Annotated in this window: 19 protein-coding genes; 9 read left to right on the forward strand and 10 right to left on the reverse strand. The window is 62.0% G+C overall.

Features of this window, described 5'->3' with window-relative positions; translation table 11 throughout:
- Positions 1–6 precede the first annotated feature (6 nt).
- Both L8U60_RS09335 and clpB read right to left on the reverse strand, forming a co-directional pair.
- A complete protein-coding gene (locus tag L8U60_RS09335; protein ID WP_269966099.1) occupies positions 7–405 on the reverse strand; it encodes a helix-turn-helix domain-containing protein in 399 nt (132 codons plus the stop codon).
- Positions 406–474: 69 nt separating this feature from the next.
- On the reverse strand, positions 475–3,033 hold the full coding sequence (gene clpB / locus L8U60_RS09340; RefSeq protein WP_269966100.1) for an ATP-dependent chaperone ClpB: 2,559 nt from the start codon (positions 3,031–3,033) through the stop codon (positions 475–477).
- A gap of 675 nt (positions 3,034–3,708) precedes the next feature.
- Here clpB and L8U60_RS09345 point away from each other — a divergent pair.
- On the forward strand, positions 3,709–4,197 hold the full coding sequence (locus L8U60_RS09345; protein WP_269966101.1) for a helix-turn-helix transcriptional regulator: 489 nt from the start codon (positions 3,709–3,711) through the stop codon (positions 4,195–4,197).
- Positions 4,198–4,204: 7 nt separating this feature from the next.
- Here L8U60_RS09345 and L8U60_RS09350 read toward each other — a convergent pair whose 3' ends face one another.
- Positions 4,205–5,542, reverse strand: coding sequence for a sodium/glutamate symporter (locus tag L8U60_RS09350; protein ID WP_269966102.1), 1,338 nt, complete (start codon positions 5,540–5,542; stop codon positions 4,205–4,207).
- 119 nt (positions 5,543–5,661) lie between these two features.
- Here L8U60_RS09350 and L8U60_RS09355 point away from each other — a divergent pair, with 119 nt between their 5' ends.
- A complete protein-coding gene (locus L8U60_RS09355; protein ID WP_269966103.1) occupies positions 5,662–6,483 on the forward strand; it encodes a hypothetical protein in 822 nt (273 codons plus the stop codon).
- Here L8U60_RS09355 and L8U60_RS09360 read toward each other — a convergent pair.
- Positions 6,480–7,271 (reverse strand): carbon-nitrogen hydrolase family protein, encoded by a 792-nt coding sequence (locus tag L8U60_RS09360; RefSeq protein WP_269966104.1) that lies wholly within the window; start codon positions 7,269–7,271, stop codon positions 6,480–6,482. The two genes, L8U60_RS09355 and L8U60_RS09360, sit on opposite strands and share 4 nt — an antisense overlap.
- Positions 7,272–7,612: 341 nt before the next feature.
- On the opposite strand from L8U60_RS09360, the gene L8U60_RS09365 reads away from it, so the two are divergent.
- Positions 7,613–8,842 (forward strand): alpha/beta hydrolase, encoded by a 1,230-nt coding sequence (locus L8U60_RS09365; protein WP_269966105.1) that lies wholly within the window; start codon positions 7,613–7,615, stop codon positions 8,840–8,842.
- Positions 8,843–8,909: 67 nt separating this feature from the next.
- A complete protein-coding gene (locus L8U60_RS09370; protein ID WP_269966127.1) occupies positions 8,910–10,661 on the forward strand; it encodes a pyruvate dehydrogenase in 1,752 nt (583 codons plus the stop codon).
- 6 nt (positions 10,662–10,667) lie between these two features.
- Here L8U60_RS09370 and L8U60_RS09375 read toward each other — a convergent pair whose 3' ends face one another.
- The 6 genes from L8U60_RS09375 to dnaK all read right to left on the reverse strand — a co-directional run bounded on the left by L8U60_RS09375 (position 10,668) and on the right by dnaK (position 19,454).
- Positions 10,668–13,079 (reverse strand): hypothetical protein, encoded by a 2,412-nt coding sequence (locus L8U60_RS09375; RefSeq protein ID WP_269966106.1) that lies wholly within the window; start codon positions 13,077–13,079, stop codon positions 10,668–10,670.
- Between the two features lie 11 nt (positions 13,080–13,090).
- The gene (locus tag L8U60_RS09380) at positions 13,091–15,100 is read right to left on the reverse strand and encodes a Rib/alpha-like domain-containing protein (RefSeq protein ID WP_269966107.1); all 2,010 of its coding nucleotides are present in this window, start codon (positions 15,098–15,100) and stop codon (positions 13,091–13,093) included.
- A gap of 96 nt (positions 15,101–15,196) precedes the next feature.
- Positions 15,197–15,583: a heat shock protein transcriptional repressor HspR gene (locus tag L8U60_RS09385; RefSeq protein WP_269966108.1), complete on the reverse strand. Its 387-nt coding sequence runs from the start codon at positions 15,581–15,583 to the stop codon at positions 15,197–15,199.
- A gap of 12 nt (positions 15,584–15,595) precedes the next feature.
- Positions 15,596–16,801, reverse strand: a complete 1,206-nt coding sequence (gene dnaJ / locus L8U60_RS09390; protein WP_269966109.1) for a molecular chaperone DnaJ — start codon at positions 16,799–16,801, stop codon at positions 15,596–15,598.
- 214 nt (positions 16,802–17,015) lie between these two features.
- Positions 17,016–17,603, reverse strand: a complete 588-nt coding sequence (gene grpE, locus L8U60_RS09395; RefSeq protein ID WP_269966110.1) for a nucleotide exchange factor GrpE — start codon at positions 17,601–17,603, stop codon at positions 17,016–17,018.
- Positions 17,604–17,615: 12 nt separating this feature from the next.
- Entirely contained in the window at positions 17,616–19,454 is a 1,839-nt protein-coding gene (gene dnaK, locus L8U60_RS09400) for a molecular chaperone DnaK (RefSeq protein ID WP_269966111.1), read from the reverse strand.
- Positions 19,455–19,675: 221 nt separating this feature from the next.
- On the opposite strand from dnaK, the gene L8U60_RS09405 reads away from it, so the two are divergent.
- The 5 genes from L8U60_RS09405 to L8U60_RS09425 all read left to right on the forward strand — a co-directional run bounded on the left by L8U60_RS09405 (position 19,676) and on the right by L8U60_RS09425 (position 23,490).
- Positions 19,676–20,230: a signal peptidase I gene (locus L8U60_RS09405; RefSeq protein ID WP_269966112.1), complete on the forward strand. Its 555-nt coding sequence runs from the start codon at positions 19,676–19,678 to the stop codon at positions 20,228–20,230.
- Positions 20,231–20,446: 216 nt separating this feature from the next.
- Positions 20,447–20,980, forward strand: a complete 534-nt coding sequence (locus L8U60_RS09410; protein WP_269966113.1) for a SipW-dependent-type signal peptide-containing protein — start codon at positions 20,447–20,449, stop codon at positions 20,978–20,980.
- A gap of 58 nt (positions 20,981–21,038) precedes the next feature.
- Positions 21,039–21,611 carry a SipW-dependent-type signal peptide-containing protein gene (locus L8U60_RS09415; protein WP_269966114.1) on the forward strand — a complete coding sequence of 191 codons (573 nt, stop codon included), beginning with the start codon at positions 21,039–21,041 and terminating at the stop codon, positions 21,609–21,611.
- Positions 21,611–22,879 (forward strand): hypothetical protein, encoded by a 1,269-nt coding sequence (locus L8U60_RS09420; protein WP_269966115.1) that lies wholly within the window; start codon positions 21,611–21,613, stop codon positions 22,877–22,879. Before L8U60_RS09415 ends, L8U60_RS09420 begins: the two co-directional genes overlap by 1 nt.
- On the forward strand, positions 22,879–23,490 hold the full coding sequence (locus L8U60_RS09425) for a hypothetical protein (protein WP_269966116.1): 612 nt from the start codon (positions 22,879–22,881) through the stop codon (positions 23,488–23,490). Before L8U60_RS09420 ends, L8U60_RS09425 begins: the two co-directional genes overlap by 1 nt.
- Positions 23,491–23,502 lie beyond the last annotated feature (12 nt).

The following is a 23,502-nucleotide window of genomic DNA, read 5'->3' on the forward strand; positions in this document are numbered from 1 at the left end:
ATGAGTCTAGGCCAGGTCCGCCAGGGCCTCATTCGAAGCGGCAGTGGTTTCGCTGTGGTGCGCGAAACGCTCAGCAAGTTCGAGCTGCGCGGCATGGCGCTTCTCGTTGAAGGCCACGAGGTCACTGACGAGGATGCGGCGGTGGGTGCCAACCTTACGGAAGGGAATCTCGCCGCGGTCGAGGAGCTTGCACAGGTGTGTGCGACTCATCTTGAGATGCTCTGCTGCCTCGTTCGGGGTGAGCTCCTCATCCTTGTGCAGCAGGTAAATCGTTTCGCCACTACGTACGTAGTCGACGATCTCGTGGATAAGGGCCTTGACCTGAGGGGGAAGGTCGGAGGAGGCGACCTCTTCGAGCTTCTCTACATCGGCAGTACTAAATGCCGTTGGGTCGAGAGTTTTCATTGAGGCCACCTTCCTTCCATCGGTTAACTGTCACAACTAACTTAACTGCCATATCTGACACTCGTCAAGTTAGTCCCCAGCACCACCTTCGATCACCAGGGTGTCCCCACCCGGCGCGGCGTCGACGTGCACGGTGTCGCCGTCGCGGATCTCGCCGGCGAGGACCTTCTTGGCCAGCTTGTCGCCGATCTCCTTCTGGATGAGGCGACGCAGCGGACGAGCACCGTAGGCCGGGTCGTAGCCGCGGTCGGCGAGCCACTGCTTGGCAGCGTCGGTGACGTCGAGCACCAGGCGGCGCTCCGCCAGGCGACGAGCCAGCGTGCCCAGCTGAATGTCCACGATGCCCACCAGCTGCTCTTGGGTGAGCGAGTCGAAGACGACGACGTCGTCAAGCCTGTTGATGAACTCCGGCTTGAAGGCGCGCTTGACGGCCTCCATGATCTCGTCGTGCGTGCCGCCCGCGCCGAGGTTCGACGTCAGGATGATCACCGTGTTGCGGAAGTCCACGGTCCGGCCCTGCCCATCCGTCAGGCGGCCTTCGTCGAGGACTTGCAGCAGGATGTCGAAGACGTCGGGGTGGGCTTTCTCGACTTCGTCGAAAAGCACGAGGCTGTACGGGCGCCTGCGAACAGCTTCCGTGAGCTGGCCGCCCGCGTCGTAGCCGACGTATCCCGGAGGCGCACCAACCAGGCGCGCGACGGAGTGCTTCTCGCCGTACTCGGACATATCAATGCGGACCATCGCCGACTCATCATCGAAGAGGAACTCCGCCAGCGACTTGGCCAGCTCCGTCTTACCCACACCCGTCGGACCGAGGAACAGGAACGAGCCAATCGGGCGGTTCGGATCCGCAATGCCCGCGCGAGAACGCCGCACCGCATCAGAGACGGCCTCCACCGCCGCACGCTGACCAACCACGCGGCCAGCCAGAACATCCTCCATACGCAGGAGCTTCTCGGTTTCGCCTTCCATCATCTTGCCCGCAGGAATGCCGGTCCAGCTCGACACAACATCAGCGATCACATCAGGAGTCACCTCCTCGCTGAGCATTGTTTTCACGCTTGTCGACGTCTCCGCCGCCCCCAGCTCCTCCTCCACCTCCGGGATCCGCCCGTAGCGCAACTCGGAGACCTTCGCGTAGTCACCCTCGCGCTCGGCGATCTCGGACTGGTTCCGCAGATCCTCCAGCTCCTCCTTCAGGCGCTGAACCTTATCGATCTCGCCCTTCTCATTCTCCCAACGCGCCTTCAGCTCACCGAGCTTCTCGCGCTGATCAGCCAGCTCTTGGCGCAGCGTTGCAAGACGATCCTGGGAAGCAGCGTCAGACTCCTTCGTCAGCGCGATCTCTTCGATCTCGAGACGACGCACAATACGCTCCAGCTCATCGATCTCCTGCGGGGAAGAATCAATCTCCATCCGCAGGCGCGAGCCGGCCTCATCGACGAGGTCAATCGCCTTGTCCGGCAGGAAACGGTTAGTGATGTAGCGGTCCGACAGCGTAGCCGCGGCCACCAGTGCCGAGTCCTGGATACGGACACCGTGGTGAACCTCGTAGCGCTCCTTCAAGCCACGGAGAATACCGATGGTGTCCTCCACCGTCGGCTCCCCCACGTACACCTGCTGGAAACGGCGCTCCAAAGCAGCGTCCTTCTCGATGTACTTGCGGTACTCATCCAGCGTCGTCGCACCGACCAGGCGCAGCTCGCCGCGGGCGAGCAACGGCTTGATCATGTTGCCAGCGTCCATCGAACCTTCGCCGGAGGCGCCGGCGCCGACGATCGTGTGCAGCTCATCAATAAACGTGATGATCTCGCCGTCCGCCTGCTTAATCTCATCCAGAACCGCCTTGAGGCGCTCCTCGAACTCACCGCGGTACTTCGCACCAGCGACCATCGAGCCCAGATCAAGACTGATCAAGGTCTTGCCCTTCAGGGACTCCGGTACGTCACCGGCCACAATGCGACGGGCAAGGCCTTCCACAATGGCGGTCTTACCCACGCCCGGCTCACCGATGAGAACCGGATTGTTCTTCGTGCGGCGCGACAGCACCTGAACCACACGACGAATCTCACTGTCACGGCCGATCACCGGGTCAATCTTGCCCTCGCGTGCCCGCGCCGTGAGGTCCGTCGAGTACTTTTCCAAAGCTTGGAACTGGCCCTCCGGGGCCTCCGAAGTCACCTTCTTGTGCCCGCGCACCGACGGGAACGCTGCCTTAATAGCGTCATACGTCGCGCCACGCTTCTTCAGAAGCTCAGCAGCTTCCTCCGAACCACGCGCGATTCCCGCCAACAGAACCTCGGTGGAAACGAATTCATCACCGAGTTCGCCTGCTAATTCCTGCGCCGCGTTCAGCGCGTTAAGACCATCCCGGTTAAACGTCGGGTTGGCCATGTTCTGGCCCTCCGCCTTCGGGTAGCCATCGACGATCTCCGCCGCCTCCTTGGCCACCGTCTCCGGATCAACGCCGGTAGCCTTCAGCACCGGCGCGGCGATGCCGTCCTCCTGCGTCAAAATTGCGTGCAGCAAGTGCGCCGGCCGAATATCCGGATTGCCCTTCGCGGATGCGGACTGGAGCGCCTCCTGCAGCGCCTGTTGCGTTTTCGTAGTGGGATTAAACGAGCTCATTGAAGTGCTCCTTTCATGCTTTTCTTTGTTCTAAATTAATTGGTCACTCTCTACAACGCCTTAAAACTTGAGTCTGTTCCACTCAACTCCAAAAATCTTTTGCGGAACCCTTGCGCGAGCCCTCCGCAAGCCTCTCGCGAGCCCTCCGCGAGCCTTTCGTGAGCCCTTCGCGAGCAGCTCGGGGCGCATATATATGGATGAAATGAGGTGTGGACAAATCTGTCCGCTTCTCGACGCTCGACTCCCTGACCAGCCACTTTGCCCCAAGTTGATGCGGACACACTGTGCGTCCGCTTCTCAAAGCTCCAAAAATGCAGTCCAGCGGGTCAACCGCGCCCAAATGGACAGGTTTGTCCGCATCCTCCGCGAGACATATACATGCGGGAGGCACAAGGAAAGGAAGAAGATCAGGGAAAGAGGGGAAGAGAAAAGCAAGGAAACACACGAAAAGCCCGGTACGCAAAGAAAAAGCGAGGGAATGAGCGAGGGAAAAGCAGGGAGAGAGGCGGGAAAATGTGGGGTGTCCACTTAAGTGGGCAGTTTTTGCTGGTGCGGCGCGAGCGTGGTGGTTAACGTCGAAGCAAAGGAAATCGGGGAACTGGGAACAGGGAACGGGAAAAGGGGACCTGGAACCGGGAGCTGGGCACGAGGAAAGGGAAACAGGGGGAAATCGGGATGAAGCGGGTGGAAATTTCGGAGATTTCGGTGTTTGAGGGGCGGCCGAAATGCCCGCCGTTTCTGCGTGGGGCGGAGTTGATGGCGGTGTTGCAAACGGGGCAGGCGTTTACGGGGGAGGAATTGGTGGGGAAGATGGGCGTCGATAGGCGAACGTTGAGGCGCGACATCAAGGAACTCCGCGCCGTTGGATTTGAGATTGAGGTGGCGCGGCGCGGCGAGAATTCGTACCGTTTGGTGCGCGGCGACAAGATGCCGCCGCTGGTCTTCACGGACGATGAGCTGGAGCTATTGGCGTATGTGCTCGGGTATTTTTATACGGAGGATGAGGAGCTCCGGGGGCGGGTTGGCGCGTTGAAACGGCGGATTGAGAACTTGACGCCGTGGAATGCCGTGGGCCGAGTGGAGGCGGCGTCCAGGAAGGGAATACAGGAGGGCATCACCGTGTGGTACGCCGCGAAGGCTGCGCGGGAGAAGGAGGCGGGTTAGGTTTTGGCTAGGTTTTGGCGCCGTCGCGGACCGGGACCCATTTGAGGGCAAAGGTCATGATGAGGATGCCGGCGGCGATGAGCGTGGACACCCAGCCGAACACGCCGGTGAAGGACGCGAGAACGGCGATTGGTGCGAGGATGGTCATTCCGATTTCGAAGGGGCCGAAGCCGACGTAGGCCACACCGTACTCATTGAGCGTGCCGGACTTGAGCTTCGGATCCACCATCTTGAGCAGCGCAATACCGGTTGCCACTGCGGCGGTTGCCCAACCCCAGCCGAAGAGGCCGCGCTCGATCCACTGCTCGCCGAAGTACAGCGGCGCCATGACCAGCAGGTAGAAGAGGCAGAACACGAGGCCGAGCACGAACAGCAGGACGAGTGCCTGCCAGTAAGCGGCAAGTGCTGCGGGGACGATGGAGGCAATACCGAAGGCAATCATGTAGTCCGTGGCCGCGCCGGAGATGGCGCTGACGGTGTCCTTGTCCAGGTAGTTCGGCTTCTTGAACAGGCGCAGCAAGCCACGGCCGATGAAGCCGATGACGAAGGAGAGGGCGAACAGCGGGATGGAAACGTTGCTCCAGACGCTGGAGAGGAAATCATTGACCAGGTAGGCCACGAGCACCGTGAACACGATGAATCCGCCGTGGAGAGCGAGCGGTTCAATCGAGGACGGGTTGGTGGTTGCCTTACCGATGGAGGGGCGCTCCGCTTCGTTCTCGATGTAGCCGGATCGCAGCTCCTTGGGCAGATCACCCTGGAGTTCCGTTGCCTTGCCCTTACGGATGCCCCAGTTGGCCACGATGACACCACCGATGATGGCCACCAGGGTGCCTACTGTCGCGGAGGTGAAGCCAAGGGAGGATGCGGCGACGGCACCAGCGGTGTCCTCGAGGGAAGAACCCACGGCGGCGGCGGTACCGAAGCCGCCGACGAAGCCGACGGGGAGCATCATGCCGAACCAGTCCTCGGTACCAAAGACCGGTTTGAACAGGTAGATACCCAGCAGGACGAAGAGGCCCCATTGGAACATGAACATGGTGGTGGAAAATGCCCACATGTTGCGCGCACCCTTGGCCACCGATCCGCCAAGGTCCATGGAGTAGGCCATGGACGCGAAGACCACCGCGATGAGCAGTGATGTGTAGGCACCGATCTTGTCGGAGAACTGGATAACCCCCAGGATTTCCGGACCGAGGAACAGGCCGATGAGTCCGGCGGTGATGGGCGCTGGCAGCAGAAGCTGCTGGAGGACGCGTACCCGCTGACGCAGGACGTTGCCGATGATGAGGAGGATGGAGATCCATCCAACATCAGTGAGCAACACGTAAGGGGTGTATTCCATGGGTGGGCCTTTCAGCTTGTGGTGTCTCCGCGGGATCCGCTGGATCGCAAGACTGTCTTAACTGTCTGGACTGTCTTGGCTAGCTTAGCGGTCGAGAGCGACACGGTATCTTGTAGTACATGACACCGCGCGTGGATTTCCCCCCATCTTTGCTAGAAGAGCTGGTCAGTAGGCTTCCCCAGGTTCCGGAGGCACATTCCCTGATTGGGGCTCTGGTGGGGGATCAGGGTGGGGTGGAAGAGGTGGGCGTCGATAGGCGAAGGCTTGCTGTATCCGCTGAATCGTATGAGGACTTGATGGGCCCTGTTGCTGAGGCCGTGGATGCGGTGCTGTGGGCGTACCCGGATGATGCTGTGGACGCGACGCGTGAGCACATGCTAGCTGGGCTGGCGCGTATGGCGCGTGCGGCGCGGGAGGCGGATCTTGCGGGCGAGCCCCCGGCGACCGCGATGGAAGTTGTTGGCGTGCGCCCGCTTTTCGGTGCGAGCCAGGTGGATTTTTGGTCCGTGCATTTGTCCGCGCCCGTGCCCGTGGAATATGAGGCTGGCCAGGTGTTTCCGGTGTTGCGGCCGGAGGCGGTGGAGGCGGCTACTTATGCTGAGGACGCTGACCCGACATGGGATTGCCTGGCGCCGGCGATCCCGCAGAATAGCTTTGGTGAGTTGGTCTTTTTCTTGCCGGCGGCGGGCACGACGTGGGCCCCGCGGGTGGGCGAGTATTGGACGTTGGGGCGCGCGAGCGGTGAGGCCGTGACGCTGGGCGGCACGATCGATGCGCGCGGTGACGCGTTGGCCGGTGCGCGTGCCGCGGTGTTTGCGGCGGCGGAGCGTGGCGCGGGTGAGGCTGTGGAGCTGCTCGTGGATGCGGCCGGCGTGGATGAGCCGGGGCTGCGGGCGCTGGCGGATACGTCGGACTGGTTGACGCTGACGCAGGTGTATTAGAGCACCGGCACCGCGTTTTGCTGTTTGGGCGCCTGGTCCGGGTCGATGTCCACGATGAGGACGTCAGGCTCGTAGCCGGCCTGGGCGATGACGCTGCCATCGGGGGCAACGGCGATGGAGTGGCCGATGCCGGTGGGGCCGGAGGCTTGGCCAGCGTTGGCGCGGCCACCGGGGCGGGCCTGGTCAGCGGCGATGATGAACACCCCGGCGTCAAGAGCGCGGGCGCGGGTGAGGATGTTCCACTGGTCGAGTTTGCCCGCCCCATCAGCCCAGCTCGTGGGCACGACGATGACCTGGGCGCCGTCGCGTGCGAGCTGCTTGAACTGCTCCGGGAAGCGGATGTCAAAGCAGGTGGCTACACCAATGGTGATGCCTTCATGGGTGAAGGTGTGCAGCCTCGTTCCGGGTTTGACGGTGGCGGATTCGCTGTAGGTGGCGGTGTCGAAGGTGTGGATCTTGTCATAGCCCTCGTGGTGGCCATTGCCGGTGATCAGGGCGGTGTTGTACACCCGGTTGACTTTCCCTTGGGTATCGGCGGGGCGGAACATACCGGCGACGATGATCACGCCGAGTTCCGCGGCCAGCTCCCGCAGGCCGGTGGAGAATGGCCCGTCGAGTTCCTCGGCCTGGGTGTCTAAGCGGCCGGAGTCAAAAGCCTGGGATGTTGCCTCCGGGCACACGATGAGCGTGGCGCCTTTCGTGGCAGCCTCCCGAATGCTTTCAGTGACAAGCAACAAATTTTCATGCGTGTCTTTTGTGGTGGTGACTTGCACGATTCCAATTCGCATGCGCCCAGGGTATGTGGAATTTGAAGCGAATTCCACAGGCCCTTCGGGCGACTTTTCGTGTTTTCCTTGCGCTAGATGGCTCGATGGTTTTTGCTCGGAAACATGAATTACATCCAAACACCAGCACATTCACTTCCCACCTTCCCGGACTGGCACCTGCCGCAATTAGATGGTTTGTCAACGCCCAGCCTCACCGCCGTGGCGTTAGCTCGAGCCCATGAGACATTGCTCGCCGGGATAGCTAGACGCTCCGCCAACGTGTCTGACCACGCGGCGGATCTGGCCACCTTCGCCCAGGAGGTGCGCCGGGTTGATAGCACCCACGGCTTTGGGGGCTCATCATGCTTGTAGCCAGCGAACTCACGCGTTCCGCGGAGCAGATGCGCGAGGCCTCATCGAGCATTCGCTCACGCATCGAAGAAGCCTGGACGCATCGAGGGATGCTTATCGACGTCGGCCTCGACGGCCCCACCGCCACCCAGGGTTTAGAGCGCCTGACCTCCCTGGGCGCGGCGTTGGAGGAACCCGCTGAGCGCCTTACCGCCGTGGCCGATGTGTTGGACATGGCGGCTGTGGTGCAGCGTGAATTGGAACGGGCATGGGATGCCCTCGCCGGCAGTGGCAGCGCTGGGTTAGGGCAGCTCACGGCAGTCAATCCAGGATTGTCGGTGGTGCATCGTGCGGCGTTGGCGGCACTCGCGATGCAGATCCGAATGTTGGACCAAGCCTGCGCGGCCTCCGTGTCCGGGGCATGCCTGCTGGCGCACGAGGCGGACCTGGATCGGCTCGTCTTCCACCCCGATGAACCGCTGGAGCGCATCAGCGAACGGAACTTGAACACCGTCCCAAACTCCATCCGCGATGCTGTTCGTGGGGCGGATGGTCTGCTCCTGGAAGCCACTCCCCTGACCGATGACACTGGACCCCACTACGGCGATGGCTACACCGTCATGGTCGGCCCACCCGGGGATGATTCGTGGCGGATCAACCCGTCCAGTGTGACCACCATGGTGGCGGGCGTGACCACGGGCGACCCGGCACACCTTCCCGGCGCGATTGCGCGGGCACAGCAGCTGGCGGCGACGACCGGTGGCGCGGTGGTGGTGTGGCAGGGCTATCGCCCGCCGGTGTCGGTCCCGTCGGGTGCGAATCCGTCTTATGCGCGGGCGGGTGCGGATGACCTGGCGGCATTCCAGATGGCGCTGGACGAGCGCTTCCCGGATGCCCGCCAGGTGGTCATCGGTCACAGTTACGGCTCGGTGGTGGCCGCGCGGGCGGCGATGGACCATGGGCTGTTTGCCGACGAGCTCATCCTCGCCGGCTCCCCCGGCGTGCCGGCGCGCAGCGTCGATGACCTCAACCTCATTGGCACCAACACCCGCGTGTTAGTGGCGGACTCCCCTACTGATCCGATTCTGGCGCTGCGCTCCGGCGCCGATGCGGTCCACGGTTTCAATCCGGCAGACCCGCGCTTCGGGGCGGAGCAGATCCCCGGGATCACCGGCGGGCACTCGGATTACTTCACGGATGGGGCGTTTGTGGGGGAGGTGGGGAAGGCGGTGCGTCGATAAGCAAAAAGGCGTCGCGCGAAACAGGCGTACCGTGGAACCCGTCGACACGAAATGTGACGGAGGAATGATGAACAAAGATTTTGCGCACCAGATTGTCCAGACTCTAGAAGCAAACGGCGTTAAGCGTATTTACGGCATTGTGGGTGACTCGCTCAATCCTGTCTCCGACGCAGTGGCCGAATCCAGCATTGAGTGGATTCACGTGCGAAATGAAGAAGCGGCAGCCTTCGCGGCCGGCGCTGAATCCCTCGTGACCGGTGAACTCGCCGTGTGTGCTGCGTCGTGCGGCCCGGGCAACACCCACTTGGTGCAAGGCCTGTATGACTCGCACCGCAACGGTGCCAAGCTGCTGGCCATTGCATCGCACATCCCCAGCCAGGAAATTGGCTCCAAGTACTTCCAGGAAACGCACCCGGAGTCGCTGTTTGCGGAGTGCTCCAGCTACTGCGAGATGGCCAATTCCGCTGAGCAGGGTGCCCGGATCCTGCATCACGCGATCCAGTCCACCATGGCGGGCAAGGGTGTGTCTGTGTTCGTGATGCCTGGTGATATTGCCAGCCAGGACGCCGCGGACATCCCGCTGCTGGAATCCACGATCGCGCGCGGCGACAACAAGCGTGTCTTCCCGGATCCGGCAGAGGCCGCCCAGCTGGTGCAGGCCATCAATGAGGCAAAGACGGTCACGCTGTTCTGCGGTGTGGGCACCGTGGGCGCCCGCGATGAGGTGCTTGCCCTAGCGGAGAAGATCAAGTCCCCGATCGGCCACTCCTTCGGCGGCAAGATGAACATCCAGTACGACAACCCCTTCGACGTGGGCATGAATGGTCTGCTCGGCTACGGTGCTTGCTACGAGGCCTCCCACGAAGCGGACCTGCTCATCCTTCTGGGCACGGACTTCCCGTACAACGCCTGGCTGCCCACCACGAATGTGGCGCAGGTGGACATCAAGGCGGAAAACATCGGCCGCCGCACCAAGGTCCAATACCCGGTTGTCGGCGATGTGAAGAGCGTGATTGAGAACATCCTGCCGCACATTGAGGAGAAGAAGGACCGCTCCTTCCTCGACTCGATGCTCAAGAAGCACGCCAAGCTGCTGGACAACGTCATTGAGAACTTCGGCCCCAGCGACAAGGCCACCCCGATTCACCCGGAGTATGCAGCACAGCTTATCGACGAGCTTGCGGACGACAACGCCCTCTTCACCGTCGACACCGGCATGTGCAACGTGTGGGCTGCCCGCTACATCACCCCGAACGGCAAGAAGGACGAATTGGCGTCCTTCCGCCACGGCACCATGGCGAATGCACTCCCCCAGGCCATCGGCGCGCAGGCCGCGGATCGTGACCGCCAAGTGATCACTTTCTCCGGCGATGGTGGTCTGTCCATGCTGCTCGGCGAACTCATCACCGTGAAGCAGTACGACCTGCCGGTGAAGATGATGGTGTTTAACAACTCCACCCTGGGCATGGTCAAGCTGGAGATGATGGTGGCTGGCCTCAAGGAATTCGGCACCTCCCACGACGGCGTGAACTACGCCGACATCGCCTCCGCAGTGGGCATTAAGGCCTTCCGCGTGGAAAAGCCACAGGATCTGAAGAAGACCCTGAAGAAGGCTCTGGCCCACGACGGCCCGGTACTCGTGGACATTGTCACCGACCCGAACGCCCTGTCCCTGCCGCCGAACTTCGACTGGGCCATGATCAAGGGCTTCACTGAATCCGCAGTGAAGACGGTTCTTGACGGCGGCATTGGCAACATGGTCAAGGTTGCTCGCTCCAACCTCCGCAACATCAAGGGTGCGGCGGCGATCGAGTTCTAGCTAGCTCTAGCGGTTCTGGCTCTGCGCCAAGAACCACTGCGCCGCAGCGCCAAGGCCAAGCAAGCCGAGGAGAGATCCCAGCACGATGAGCGGGATCTTCCACTCGGCGCCGCTTTCAATTCCGGAGCCGCCCTTGCTGGAGCTGCCCGCGAGCGGCGAGGTCTCCGGCTTGTTCGGCAGCGACGGACGGACGATGGGATTGTCCGCGTCGCCGTTGTTGCCGTTACCGTTGCCGCCGCCGGAATTGGCCTGCTTCAGGCGCTCAGCGGTTTCCCGCGCTGCTTCCTTCACCTTGGGGTCGGCGTTCGGGTCCGCAAGAACTTCCTCGAGGACCTTGGACAACTCCTCGGAGTTGTAATCCAGCACCGGGATGGACAGCGTCTCGTTGTACTGCTGCACGCCACCTTCGTTGTACAGGCGGATGGTCACCGGCAGGGATGCTCCAGCGAAGTCCTTCTTCACCTGGAGCGGGATGCTCACGCGGCGCTTACCGGCGGTGGGCTCGGTGGAATCCTCGGCGGGCAGGTCATGCGGGATGCCCTCGACACGGAATCTCTCCCGCCACACCGCGCCACCGGGGTAGGTGGCCTCAAGGATGAAGGTGTGGGCCGCACGGCCGAGGTTGGAAATCTCACCGGTGATGTGGTTATCCGGCAGGGCCGGGATAATGCCGTTGCGGTGGCCGTGGTCCTCCGTCAGACGGAAGCCACCCTTGCCGCTGTTCTTGTCCGCGGCGTTGACTTCAAGGTCGCGGACGGTGGAGTCCTCGTGGTGGATGTCACCAGCATCAGGGGTGTTGTGACCCTTGAGGCCTTCCGCCAGCAAGAGGTTCTGCCAGTCCGCCGGCACAACATAGGAGCCCGAGTAGCAGTACTTCACCGCGCACACCGGTGGCTGCACGCCGCCGGAACGGGACTCCTTATCCGAATACCCGAAGTGGGAGAACTGGTACAGGTAGTTCATCGTGGACAGGTAATTCGGCAGGTTATTCAGGTTGCGGTTCGCCGGTACGGCGTAGGTGCCACCGTGGGTGAGGCCAAGGTTGTGGCCCAGCTCGTGCAAGATCGTGTTGCGCACCTGATCATCACTGGTCATGGTGGACTGCTTGGCCACGTAGAAGGACCCACCCGGGGTGGAAGACACACCGGAGGAGTGATCCCCGTCAAGGAAGCGGTCACCGATGATGCCCAGGCGGAACACGCTGGCGCGGTCACCCAGATAAGACATGCGGTCGGCTTCGAGGGTCGGCTTAATGGCCGCCTCAGAGTCGTAGTACGGGAACTTGTACTTCACGGTTGGGCCGCCCTTCATCTCGGCGGGGTCGTTGGTGAAGGTGTTGAACCAGGATCCAGCGTCGATATGCAACCTCACGCCGTTATCCGCGAAGAGGTCCACGAGCTCCTTCAGTGCCTTCTTAGACGGGCGGTACTCGTTCTTGTTGGCCTCCGCGCACTCGAGGAAGCTGCTGTAACCGCCAGTGGAGCGGGCGAAGCGGCCGCCCGGCGCGCAGGACTTGGAGTCCACTTCCGGTTCCATCCAGTTGAGCTGCAAGAACACGTCTGGCTTATCGGGGGATGCACCCCAGGCCGGCAGATCCAACTTGTCGCTAGTGCCGGCGGGGGTGTAGCCGTCGCGTTCCCATTCGTCGGGAATGCCGTCGCGGTCCACGTCCACGGCGTGCGCGGCCGGGGTGGCCGTCACGGTCATGGAACCGGTGAAGGTGTCCCCCGGCTTAAGCGGTGTAAACCAGCGGCCACCTTGGTAGCGCGCGCCACCAATGCCGCGGTAGCCCTTGACACCCGGCTTGCCGTAGGGGGCGTCAGCCCACTTGCCGCCGCCGGAGAAACCGGTGGATTGCGGGTTGCCCGAAAAGTCCACATTGACGGTGAAATCCGGGCGATCCGTGGTCGTCACCAACGCGCCGTGATCCGATTCGATGGTGAAGGCAGGCGCAGCATTAGTCCCGGCATGCTGCAGGTCCACCTGCAGTTTCTGGGTGCGGGAGGTGGTGTTGCGCAGGGTGACGTCGATGGTGGCCTTTGTGCCGTCGAGACGCAGCGTGCGCACAACCTCAATGCCGGTATTGGAGCCGGGTTCCCGGTCAACGGAGCGCATCTCCACGATGTCGGTGGTGCCCTCGCGCCAGGTACGCACAGAATCTGGGGTGCTGTGCTGCTCCACATCGTTGAGGTACACGAAGGATTCCAGGCGTGTCAGCAGCACACCCGCCACGGAACGCCAGGTCAGATCCACAAGGTCCTTGTTCGTCGCCTGAATCGTGGCACCGGTCAACGTGCCGGTCTCTGAGGAATAGAAATGCCCCTTCTCATGCTCCGTCACCTCAGCCTGTGCCGGAGCCACCGCACCACCCAGCGCCACCGCGGCGATGGTTCCTGCAGCTAAAAAGCGTGTCAACATCGCGCGCATTATTACCTCAGGTTCAGTTGCCGTTTGATCTGATCCACAAATTGCTGGGCATACCTCGATGCCGCAAGCGAGAGCACCAAGCTCACAACCACCGACACCGCAATGGCAATCCAGTCCACGTTGCTGGAGCCCAGCTTCTCGTTGATCTCCAACCACTTGTTCTTCACTACCTCGGCCGGCACCTCAATCTGACGCTGGGAACGGTCGGCATACGTCACCACAACCGGGATCTTCAGGGTTGCCCCCGGATTCACGTCGCGGGAGGTGGTGGCGGTGAGACGGCCGGTTGTTTCGTCGATACGCACGTGCCAGCCTGCCGGGCTGAAGCTCTCCGACAGGCCGAACTTCGTGCCCTCCGGTACCGTGCCGGTCTGCTTGACCTCGGCGGAGCGATTAAAAGCAACCGTGAGCTTCTCCCATGCCGGCTTCGCGCTCTGCGCAAGCGAAGTCACGCGCACCGGCGTAGCCACACGATTCTGCGAACCATCCGGGTACGTCACGTCCATGACCGGCAGGTACAGCGCATCCGGCTTCGCATCGGCCGGCACCGTGAAATCAGTGCGGCCAGTTGCTTTATCGACGCTCACCTTCTCCAGCCCGCCATCCCCCACGAGATCAAACGTGGACCCCGGCAGCGTGCCCTTCGGGGTGACGCTGCGGGATTCACCCGGCGCAGCAATCACCGGTTCTGCCTGGGACGGCACGTACTTGCTGGCATCATCGTTGCCGGAGTTGACGTGGGCAGTGGTGGTCAGATCGTCGCTCGACGCATCCGCATAAATCGCGCGCACCTTCACGGTGAGCGGGGCGTTGCTGTCCTTCGGCGCGGTCAGCGTCAGAGTGCCAGTCAGCTTATCGACGCCAACCAGCCACCCCCCGAATCCGCCCTCCGGCTCCACCACGGTGTACTCCACACCCGGCATGGTGCGCTCTTCCACCTGGTGCACGGTGATCGTCTTGCCCTTCGCGGCAGTACGGCCCTGCTCATAAGCCGGGTCATACTTATCCGCCAACAGGTTTTCCACCAGCAAGAACTCCACCGTCGTGATGTCCGTGGAGCCATCCGGGTACGTCACCTTCACAGTGACGGGGACCTTCTCCCCCGTCTTCTTCTCCTTCGGCGCCACTACGGTCAGGCGACCATCCGGGTCCACCGTGGCGGGGCCGGTGAGCACCTCAAACGTCGTGCCCGTCGGGGCCGGCTGGCGTTCAAAGGTGCGGCCATCATGCGACAAATCAAAGGTCGGTGTGTGGGTGCTGCCACCATGCCCCGTGCGAGCGTAGGCCTGTGGGTACACCGGCACGTACATGTCCGCCTGCTTGCCATCTTCCGGCACATCACTGCCAGGAACCGGTTTGATGGTGCCCACATTGGCCGTCAGCGTGGATACGACGCGACTCCGGTACACCAACTGGACGTCGATAATCGCGCCCTCATCCGCTTCACTCGGGGTGTAGGAGCACTTCTCCACGTCTTCCAGAGATCCCAGCTCACACGTCTTGAGCACCTGGTCTGCCCGGCGCCACACGATCGTGCTCGACTCAGCCGGCAGCTTCTCCCCCGCACGCAGAGTAATAGCCTGCCCCACCTCGCGGTTCACGGTCGTCTGCTGCGTACCCGCAAAACCAAAGCCTTCTGCCGGGTCGGTGACCACCAGCGGCACAATTCGCTTGCCTGACGGGGAGTAGCTGACCAATTCCACCATCGTGCCCGCTGGGAAATCCAGCACCAGCCCACACTCAGAGGCCTCAAAACCATTGGGGAACTCACACGTTTTTACCAATGCCCCGTCCACGACCCACTCCATCTTCGTCGGAGTGAATCCCACCGGACGGAGCACCAACCGGTCCCCGATGTACGCCACACGAGGGTCCTCGCGGACCTCATTGACCGCCACCGGTTGCGCAGCGGGTAGCGCAACAGGCGCCTCTTCCGCCTGAGCCACCATGGGAGCACTCAACGCCACTGCCACAGCAATGGCAGTAAACCGTCGGTGCGCATTCCTCAACACAGCGCGCCCTCTTCTCTTGTGCGTTTTAGTAGGTGTTTACCGAAGAAATAATGCCAGAAACTACCCCTTCCGTAAACACCGCTCCAGCTTGCCTGACTACCCCCGCTCGCGGCGGGCGCCGCGTGACCATGCCACGAGCGCGGTGGAGCGGGGAACGTGGACGAGTTCACCACCCCGTCGAGAAGCAACTCGTGCCTTGGCCAGGCTCTCCTTGAGCTCCGCATTCTCATCCTCAAGCCGATCAATCCGCTCGCTGAGCTCGATGATCGTCTTGATCCCGGCCAGATTCACCCCCTCCTCCTGGGAGAGGTACTGCACCTGGCGCAGGCGCTTGATATCGCGCTCCGAGTAGCGGCGACCACCGCCAGACGTGCGCGCCGGACTAACCAAACCCATCCGGTCATACGTGCGCAGCGTCTGGGCGTGCATGCCGGTGAGCTCGGCGGCAACGGAGATAACAAAGTACTGTTCCGAACTAGCCATCGCGCTCACCTCCTACACCGCCCCGGCCCAACCCGCGCGCGGGTTGAAACCGGAATCCTTCTCAGCCTGGGCGTAGGCACGCAGCGCGCTCGTTGCTGCCGCATCCAGGTCCTTCGGCACCTCGATGGACACCGTGACCATCAGATCACCGCTCGTGCCCGACCGGCGCTGCACACCACGGCCCTTCACGCGCAGGGTCCGCCCATTCGGCGTGCCCGCAGGAACCTTCACCTTCACCGGGTTATCCAAGGTCGGCACAGTCACCGTGCCACCCAAGGCCAACTCGCTGAAGCTCACCGGAACCGTCACTTCCAGGTCATCCCCATCACGGGTGAACACCTTGTCCGGACGGACCGTGACGTTGACAAACAGGTCACCCGCGGGCGTCCCATTCGGGCCCGCCTCACCCTGACCAGCCAGACGGACCTTCTGCCCATCAATCACACCAGCCGGGATGCGCACCCTGATCGACCGAGTCCTCCGCACCGTCCCGCTACCGTGGCAGGTCCCACACGGATCCTCAATCGCCTGGCCCGTGCCACCACAGCGAGAGCACGGACGGGACATTCCAAAGGCGCCCTTCTGCTCGCTGACAAAACCACTACCAGCACAATCCGGGCACGTCGTGGTCTTGCCGTCCTTCGAGCCGGAGCCATGGCAGTCCGTACACGGCGCCTCACCGGTGAGCTCCACCGGGATCGTCGTGCCCTTCACCGCCTCACGGAAGTCAAGCGTTATTTGCGTCTCGACGTCGGCCCCCCGCGTCGGCCGAGCATTCCTGCCACCATTGCCGCCGCGGTTAAAGAGGCCACCGAAGATGTCACCAAGACCGCCTTCCGCAGAAAATCCTCCGCCTTGTCCAAACGAGAAGTCGTCGAATCCTCCGCCGAAGCCTGAGGAGCCTTGCGATCCCGTCGAGCGAAACCCGCCCGGGAAACCCGAGCCTCCCCTCCCCCCGAAGCGCATGAAGCCTCCGGAGTCCATCATCGACTTAAATTCGTCGTATTCCTTGCGTTTTGCCTCATCACCGAGCACGTCATACGCCTCGGCCACGCGCTTAAACTTCTCCTCCGCAGCCTTATTACCGGGGTTCGAATCCGGGTGATTCTCCCGGGCCAGCTTGCGGTACGCCTTCTTAATCTCGGCGGTTGTGGCCGACTTACTCAAGCCCAAGTCGCCGTAATAGTCCTTATTGGACCATTCCTGTTGCATAGCCATCTGCACCTCCTCCTTTCCACATAGGAAGCTTTCGGAACTAATTCGATTTATCTAACGCCCCAGCGGGGAGCCAATTTTGTTGAGTTATTAAAAGTACTGGTCAGAGCCTTAGGCCTGAAAGAGCCGATTTTTCCGCTGTCAGATTTCTCGACCCCGTCGAGCAAAAAGGGGCGGGCGGGGTTCCCCGTCCCGCCCCCAAGGTCAGCCTGGGCGACTACTCAGCTTCCCCTGCTGGGGCATCAGCCCCAGCAGGGTCAGCGATGATCACCATCGCGTTGCGGACCAGCTTGTCACCCAGCTTGTAGCCGCGGCGCAGCACCGTCCCCAGGACCTTCTCGTCGCTGGAGGACAGATCCTGCACGGCTTCGTGAATCTCCGGGTCAAAGGCGTCGCCTTCCTCACCGAAGGGGGCAACACCGTGACCGGTGAGAACCGCGCTCAGGTTGTCAGCGAATGCCTTCAGGGGACCTTCGTTCAGGTCGCCGTGTTGGCGGGCGAGCTCCAAATCGTCGAGAAGCGGGAGCAACTGCGACACGATCTTGACCTTTGCAAGATCAGCGATCTGTGTGCGCTCGCGGTCCGTGCGGCGACGGTAATTGGCGTACTCGGCGCTGACGCGCTGGAGATCCTCCGTGCGCTCAGCGAGCTGACGCCCCAGGTCGGAGACCTCCCCGTCACCGTCCACGTCAGGGTCGACCTGGGCGTCAAACTCCTCGGTCTCGGGGAGCTCGGCGGTGTCCGGGCTGTCCGGGGTTTCCGGAGTTCCTGGGTTCTCAGGCATGGGCTCATTCGGGTTGGTCATGGTGCCAGCTCCTTACTTGTCCTCGGAGTTGTCAGCGTCATCCTCAACGACCTCGGCGTCGACGACATTGTCATCCGCCGGGGCGTCAGCCTGAGCAGCGCCAGCGTTGGCCTCTGCCTCGTAGATGGCCTTGCCCATCTCCTGGGACTCGGTGGAGAGCTTCTCCACTGCGGCCTTGATGGCCTCGATGTCGGTGCCCTTCAGCGCCTCATCGACCTCATCAGCTGCAGCGGTGACCTTGGACTTGATGTCCTCGGAGACCTTGTCGGAGTTCTCATCCAGGAACTTACGGGTCTGGTAAGCCATGGACTCCGCGTTGTTGCGGGTCTCCTGCTCCTCGCGGCGAGCCTTGTCCTCGTCAGCGTGAGCCTCAGCGTCCTTGATCATCCGGTCGATCTCCTCCTGGGACAGGCCAGAGCCTTCCTGGATCTTGATCGTGTTTTCCTTACCGGTGCCCTTGTCCTTAGCGGTCACGTGAACGATGCCGTTGGCGTCGATGTCAAAGGTGACCTCAATCTGCGGGACACCACGCGGTGCCGGTGCGATGCCGCCGAGCTCGAAGGAGCCGAGCAGCTTGTTGGCCGCAGCCATCTCGCGCTCACCCTGGAAAACCTGGATCTGCACGCTCGGCTGGTTGTCCTCAGCCGTGGTGAAGGTCTCCGAACGCTTCGTCGGGATCGTGGTGTTGCGCTCGATCAGCTTGGTCATCACACCACCCTTGGTTTCGATGCCGAGGGAGAGCGGAGTGACGTCGAGAAGCAGCACGTCCTTCACATCACCGGTGAGCACACCAGCCTGGAGTGCAGCACCGAGTGCCACGACCTCATCCGGGTTGACGGACTTGTTCGGGTCCTTGCCGGTGAGCTCCTTGACCAGGTCAGACACAGCCGGCATACGCGTGGAACCACCAACCAGGACAACCTGATCAATGTCGCCGACGGACAGGCCAGCGTCCTTGATCACCTGGTTGAACGGCTGCTTCGTGCGATCCAGCAGGTCAGAGGTGATCTTCTGGAACTCGGTGCGAGACAGGCTCTCATCGAGGAAGAGCGGGTTCTTGTCCGCATCCACCGTGATGTACGGCAGGTTGATGGAGGCCTGCTGCGCAGAGGACAGCTCAATCTTCGCCTTCTCAGCAGCCTCACGCAGACGCTGCAGAGCCATCTTGTCCTTCGTCAGGTCGATGCCATGCTGGCTCTTAAACTTATCGACGAGCCAATCCACCACACGCTGATCCCAGTCATCACCACCCAGCTCGTTGTCACCAGCGGTAGCGAGAACCTCAACGACACCGTCGCCGATCTCCAGCAAGGAGACGTCGAAAGTACCGCCACCCAGGTCGAACACCAGGATGGTCTGCTCCTTCTCGCCCTTGTCCAGGCCGTAAGCCAGGGCAGCTGCCGTCGGCTCGTTCACGATACGCAGAACGTTCAGGCCTGCGATCTGGCCAGCTTCCTTCGTTGCCTGACGCTGCGCGTCCTCGAAGTATGCCGGGACGGTAATAACAGCATCCGTCACCTCATCGCCCAGGTAAGCCTCCGCATCGCGCTTCAGCTTCATCAGCGTGCGGGCGGAAATCTCCTGCGGGGTGTACTTCTTGTCATCAATATCAACGTTCCAGCTGTTGTCGCCCATGTGGCGCTTCACGGAACGGATGGTGCGGTCAACGTTCGTCACCGCCTGGTTCTTCGCGGACTGGCCGACGAGGATCTCGCCGTTCTTAGCGAAAGCGACGACCGACGGCGTCGTCCGTGCACCCTCCGCGTTAGCGATAACTACCGGCTCGCCACCCTCAAGTACCGAAACAACCGAGTTCGTCGTACCAAGGTCAATACCAACTGCGCGTCCCATAATCATGTCCTCCTAAGTGTTTTAGTGTCTTCGTTTCTCAAGTTAAGTCCCTACGACTCAACTTCTGCGAGCCACTGTATCACTTAGAACGACCACAGTGCCGCGAGGTTGAGCCTGACTGACTCAATCTTTACAACGGCACTGTGTTCAAAGTTGTTCCCGCTTCGCTCAACTTTCTTTTTGTTGCGCCATTTCCGCAGCAAGGCGCTAGTGTTCACGGCATGACCCATCGCGTGGAAAGAAAAAAGAAGGGCCTCAGCTACTGGCTCGCGGAGTCGGTTCTGACCCTCTTGGCTATGTTCGGCGTCCTGTGCGTGGCCGCCGTCGTCGCCGCTTTGCTTTTCGACGTCCGCATCATGGTCTTCAAAACCGGCTCCATGAGCCCCGACATTCCGGCTGGATCCGTAGCTTTGGTCCGCATGATTCCTGCCGAGGACGCCGCCATCGGCGATGTCACCACCGTCTACCGCGAAGGCCAACTTCCCATCACACACCGCGTGATTAGCAACGAGCCCGACCCAGAGAACCCCGTCGGCCGCATCATTGAGATGAAGGGCGATGCGAACGACACCCCCGACATTGCCCCCTACAAGGTGGAGGAAGTGGGCAAGCTCTTCTGGTCCGCTCCTGGACTCGGCAAAGTTGTCACCACCCTGTCCGATCCGCGCATCATGCTGCTCATCACCCTGCTCGCAGGCCTCATTGTTGGATGGGCCTTTTGGCCCCGCAAAACTACCCCCGACGGGCGGGGTTCAGATGAATTATTGACAAAATGAAAACTAGACGCACGGTTAACGGCAGGTTAAATACATTCACACCCAAAACTAAACTCCCACGTCGAACTGTTTCTCCACGCCAACGCGGTTAATTCGCGGCAAACCAACCCCTACAGGACATGGCCTCCCCCTCCTAAGGACCCTGCAATAACCCGGCAGAAACCTTATATTTCTCTGTGCAGTCCCCCTTATATCCCTCACTCACAGGAGTCTCATATGTCTACTGCATCCCGTAAGGTCCGCGCGATCGCTGCTGGTTCTGCTGTTATTGGTCTTGGCGCTGCCCTGACCCTTGCTGCTTGGTCCGATTCTGAATTTGCCAAGGGCAGCTTCTCCACCGCCAAGTTCGGCATCCAGGGTGCTGCTGGCGACTCTGCTTTCGCTGACCACGCCGCTGAGAACGAAGCCCTGACCCTCGCTTTCTCCCCTGAGCAGCCAATGCAGCCAGGCCAGACCGTGGTTCAGGCTTACCAGCTGAAGAACATCGAGGGCGGCGTTGATTCCACCGTCACCCTCGCCGCTGAGACCAAGGTTGGCAACCTGCCGCTCACCGCCGAGGTGCTCAAGACCGCTGACGCTAACTGCGCGGCTGACACCACCGGCGACAAGGTCAACGTTGGCGGCACCTTCGACCTGACCGGCCAGGACGTACAGAACTTCTGCATCAAGGTCACCCTCGGTGCTAATTACGAGGGCCAGGACGAATCCAACGACATCGTCTGGCGTTTCGACGCAGCTCCGAAGAACTAACCCTCGTTTCCGGGGCCCATGCCCACCCGATGACAGCAATACAGCAAAAGGACACATCGTGCGTAAAGAGTTCACTCGCCGCGGCAAAGCCATTGCCGCCTCAGGCGCTGTCATCGGGCTTGGCGCGATGACAACCCTGGCAGCCTGGTCCGATGCGGAATGGACCGTCGGTTCATTCCTCACCGGCAGCTTCCAGGCCCAGGCATCCGACACCTCGGATTTCCAGAACCCCACCGAGGACCTCAACTTCAGCTTCACCGGCGAAAAGATCCAGCCCGACCTGCCCGTCACCGCAACCCACTGGCTGCGCGTGAAAGAAGGCAACGGCGCGACTGTGACTCTTGGCCGGCCACAATTCAATAACAACGACAGTAACGAGATTGCGGACCGGTTTACGGCGACCGTCGAAAAGGGCGCATGCGGCGCCACGGAAGGCGTCCTCCAGCAGGGCAAACTCACCGCCATCAGTAACGACGTAACCGATGCCCTCATCCTTGCCGCCTCCGGCGAGGCACAAGCATTCTGCTTCACCGTCGAGCTCCCGAAAGAAAACATCCACGACCTTCAGCCGGGTGAGTACACCTCCGGCAAGGTGACCTGGCCCGTCACGGTGACGGAGGTTTCCCAATAATGAAGACGACACGCACCACCCGCCTGGTCGCCGCCACCGGCTCCATCCTCGCTGCCGGCGCTCTCACCCTCGGCTCCCTCCACGCCCTCGGCCCGACGGAGACCCTCGGCGCCGAAACCCGCACCGCGGACTTCGAAGCCGCCTTCCGCGCTGACGAGAAACCACTCGAAGTCGTCGGCCAATGGGCCCAGTCCTCCTACTCCGCCAACGGCACCAACTCCGGCGCCAACTCCCCCTACCGCACCACGCCCCAAGGCACGAGCACCCGCGACTACGCCTGCGCCCACGGCGGCAACGGCGCCAAGTGCGGCGACAACAACACCCGCTCCGGCGCCAGCGTGAACATGCCGGCGCAGCCTGAGGTGAATTGGACCCCTTCGTCGTGGAAGCTTCTCGCGGCCTTCTACTTCACTCTCGACACCGGCGCGACAACCAAGGTTGCTTGCCGCCCCGACGGATCCATCCAAGCGTTCGAACCAACCTGGGGCATCAAGTACGGCAACAGCAGCTACTTCCGCAACAGAGGTATGCAATACCTCCGCTGGAACGACAACAAAACCATCGACAGTGGTGAACGGTTCACCCGCCTGCGCAGTGGCCAAACCTTCAAGTTCGTTCAGCAATCGGCCAACGGTGCCGACACCTTCGGTGAAATTTCCATCACCCCACACTGGGGCACCAACCAACGCACGAAGGAAGCCTGGTCCGAACTGACCATTAGGGTCCTGCCCTACTACCAGCCCGGCCGCTCGCAGACCGGCGGCCCCTGGACCTACACGCTCAGCTCCCGCTGCGGCCTGAACATGAACGACGACACCGGCTCCACCGGCCCGTCCGCATCCCGCAGTGCAGCTTTCGATGCGGAGCTGCCGGAGGTCGCGTTCGGCGCTGAGCTGCCGGAGCTGTCTCCGACTGAGGCACCATCCGACGAGACCACCGCCGAACTCGAAGCAGTCACCGGCCTGACCCGCCAGGACGACCTCACCATCAACGACAGCGAATTCGAGGTCGAAGCAACGCGCGAGCTTACCGACGCCGACGTCGCGCACATCCACACCATCCTCGATCGGGCGAGTGGGGAGGAAGGGGGTGAGGGGTGGATTCGTCGTGAAGCAAATGGCTTGCCGACGGTAACCATCTCCCTCCCTGACGGCGGCTATGCACGCGTCACCCCGAAGATCGCGCCCGTTGAAGGCGGCCTGAACGCGGACGACATCAACGCCCTGGCAAACAGCATCGAAGCACTCAACGAACTGGGGGCAGAGTAATGAACAAACGGATGATACGAGCAGCCGCATCCGCCGCGCTCCTCTCCGCGACGGTGCTCGCGCTGACCTCCCCGACCGAAGCGGCACGCTCCAAGGGCTTCAACCTTGGCGCCGAATTCCCCTTCACCGTTGATTCCGCCTTCGTGCTCGAACACTCCGCGAACGGCGTGGACTGGGCCAACGACGGCAAGGTGCAGAGCATGACCTTCGATTCCAGGGCCATGGCGCTGAAGGTCGGCGAAAACAACGCTGTGTACGCACCGATGTACCTCCGCCTCGGCGCTGGTACGGCGAGTGGCGCGACCGCGACCATCGCTGAAAACGGCCTGCGCGCCTCAGCGTTTGAGCAGTCCCTCCGCGCACGCATCTACCCGGGCGTCGACGATTGCTCCGCTTCGGGCGTGAGCGGTGACGGCGCACAGAACTCCCTGAACATGCGAGGTCAGAGCACCTCCACCTTCGATCTGCCCGCACCCACGCAGGCCAACCAGCCCGGTGAGGCTGTCCGCGTCTGCGTGAAGGCATGGATGAACGACAACAACTGGCTCCTCGGCGGCAAGACTCCCCCAACAGCCACCGCCACCTGGCGTGTCACCGCGCAGGAATCCTAGAAAGGCAGCTCA

This window comes from Corynebacterium meitnerae (assembly GCF_027570075.1).
Taxonomy (GTDB): domain Bacteria; phylum Actinomycetota; class Actinomycetes; order Mycobacteriales; family Mycobacteriaceae; genus Corynebacterium; species Corynebacterium meitnerae.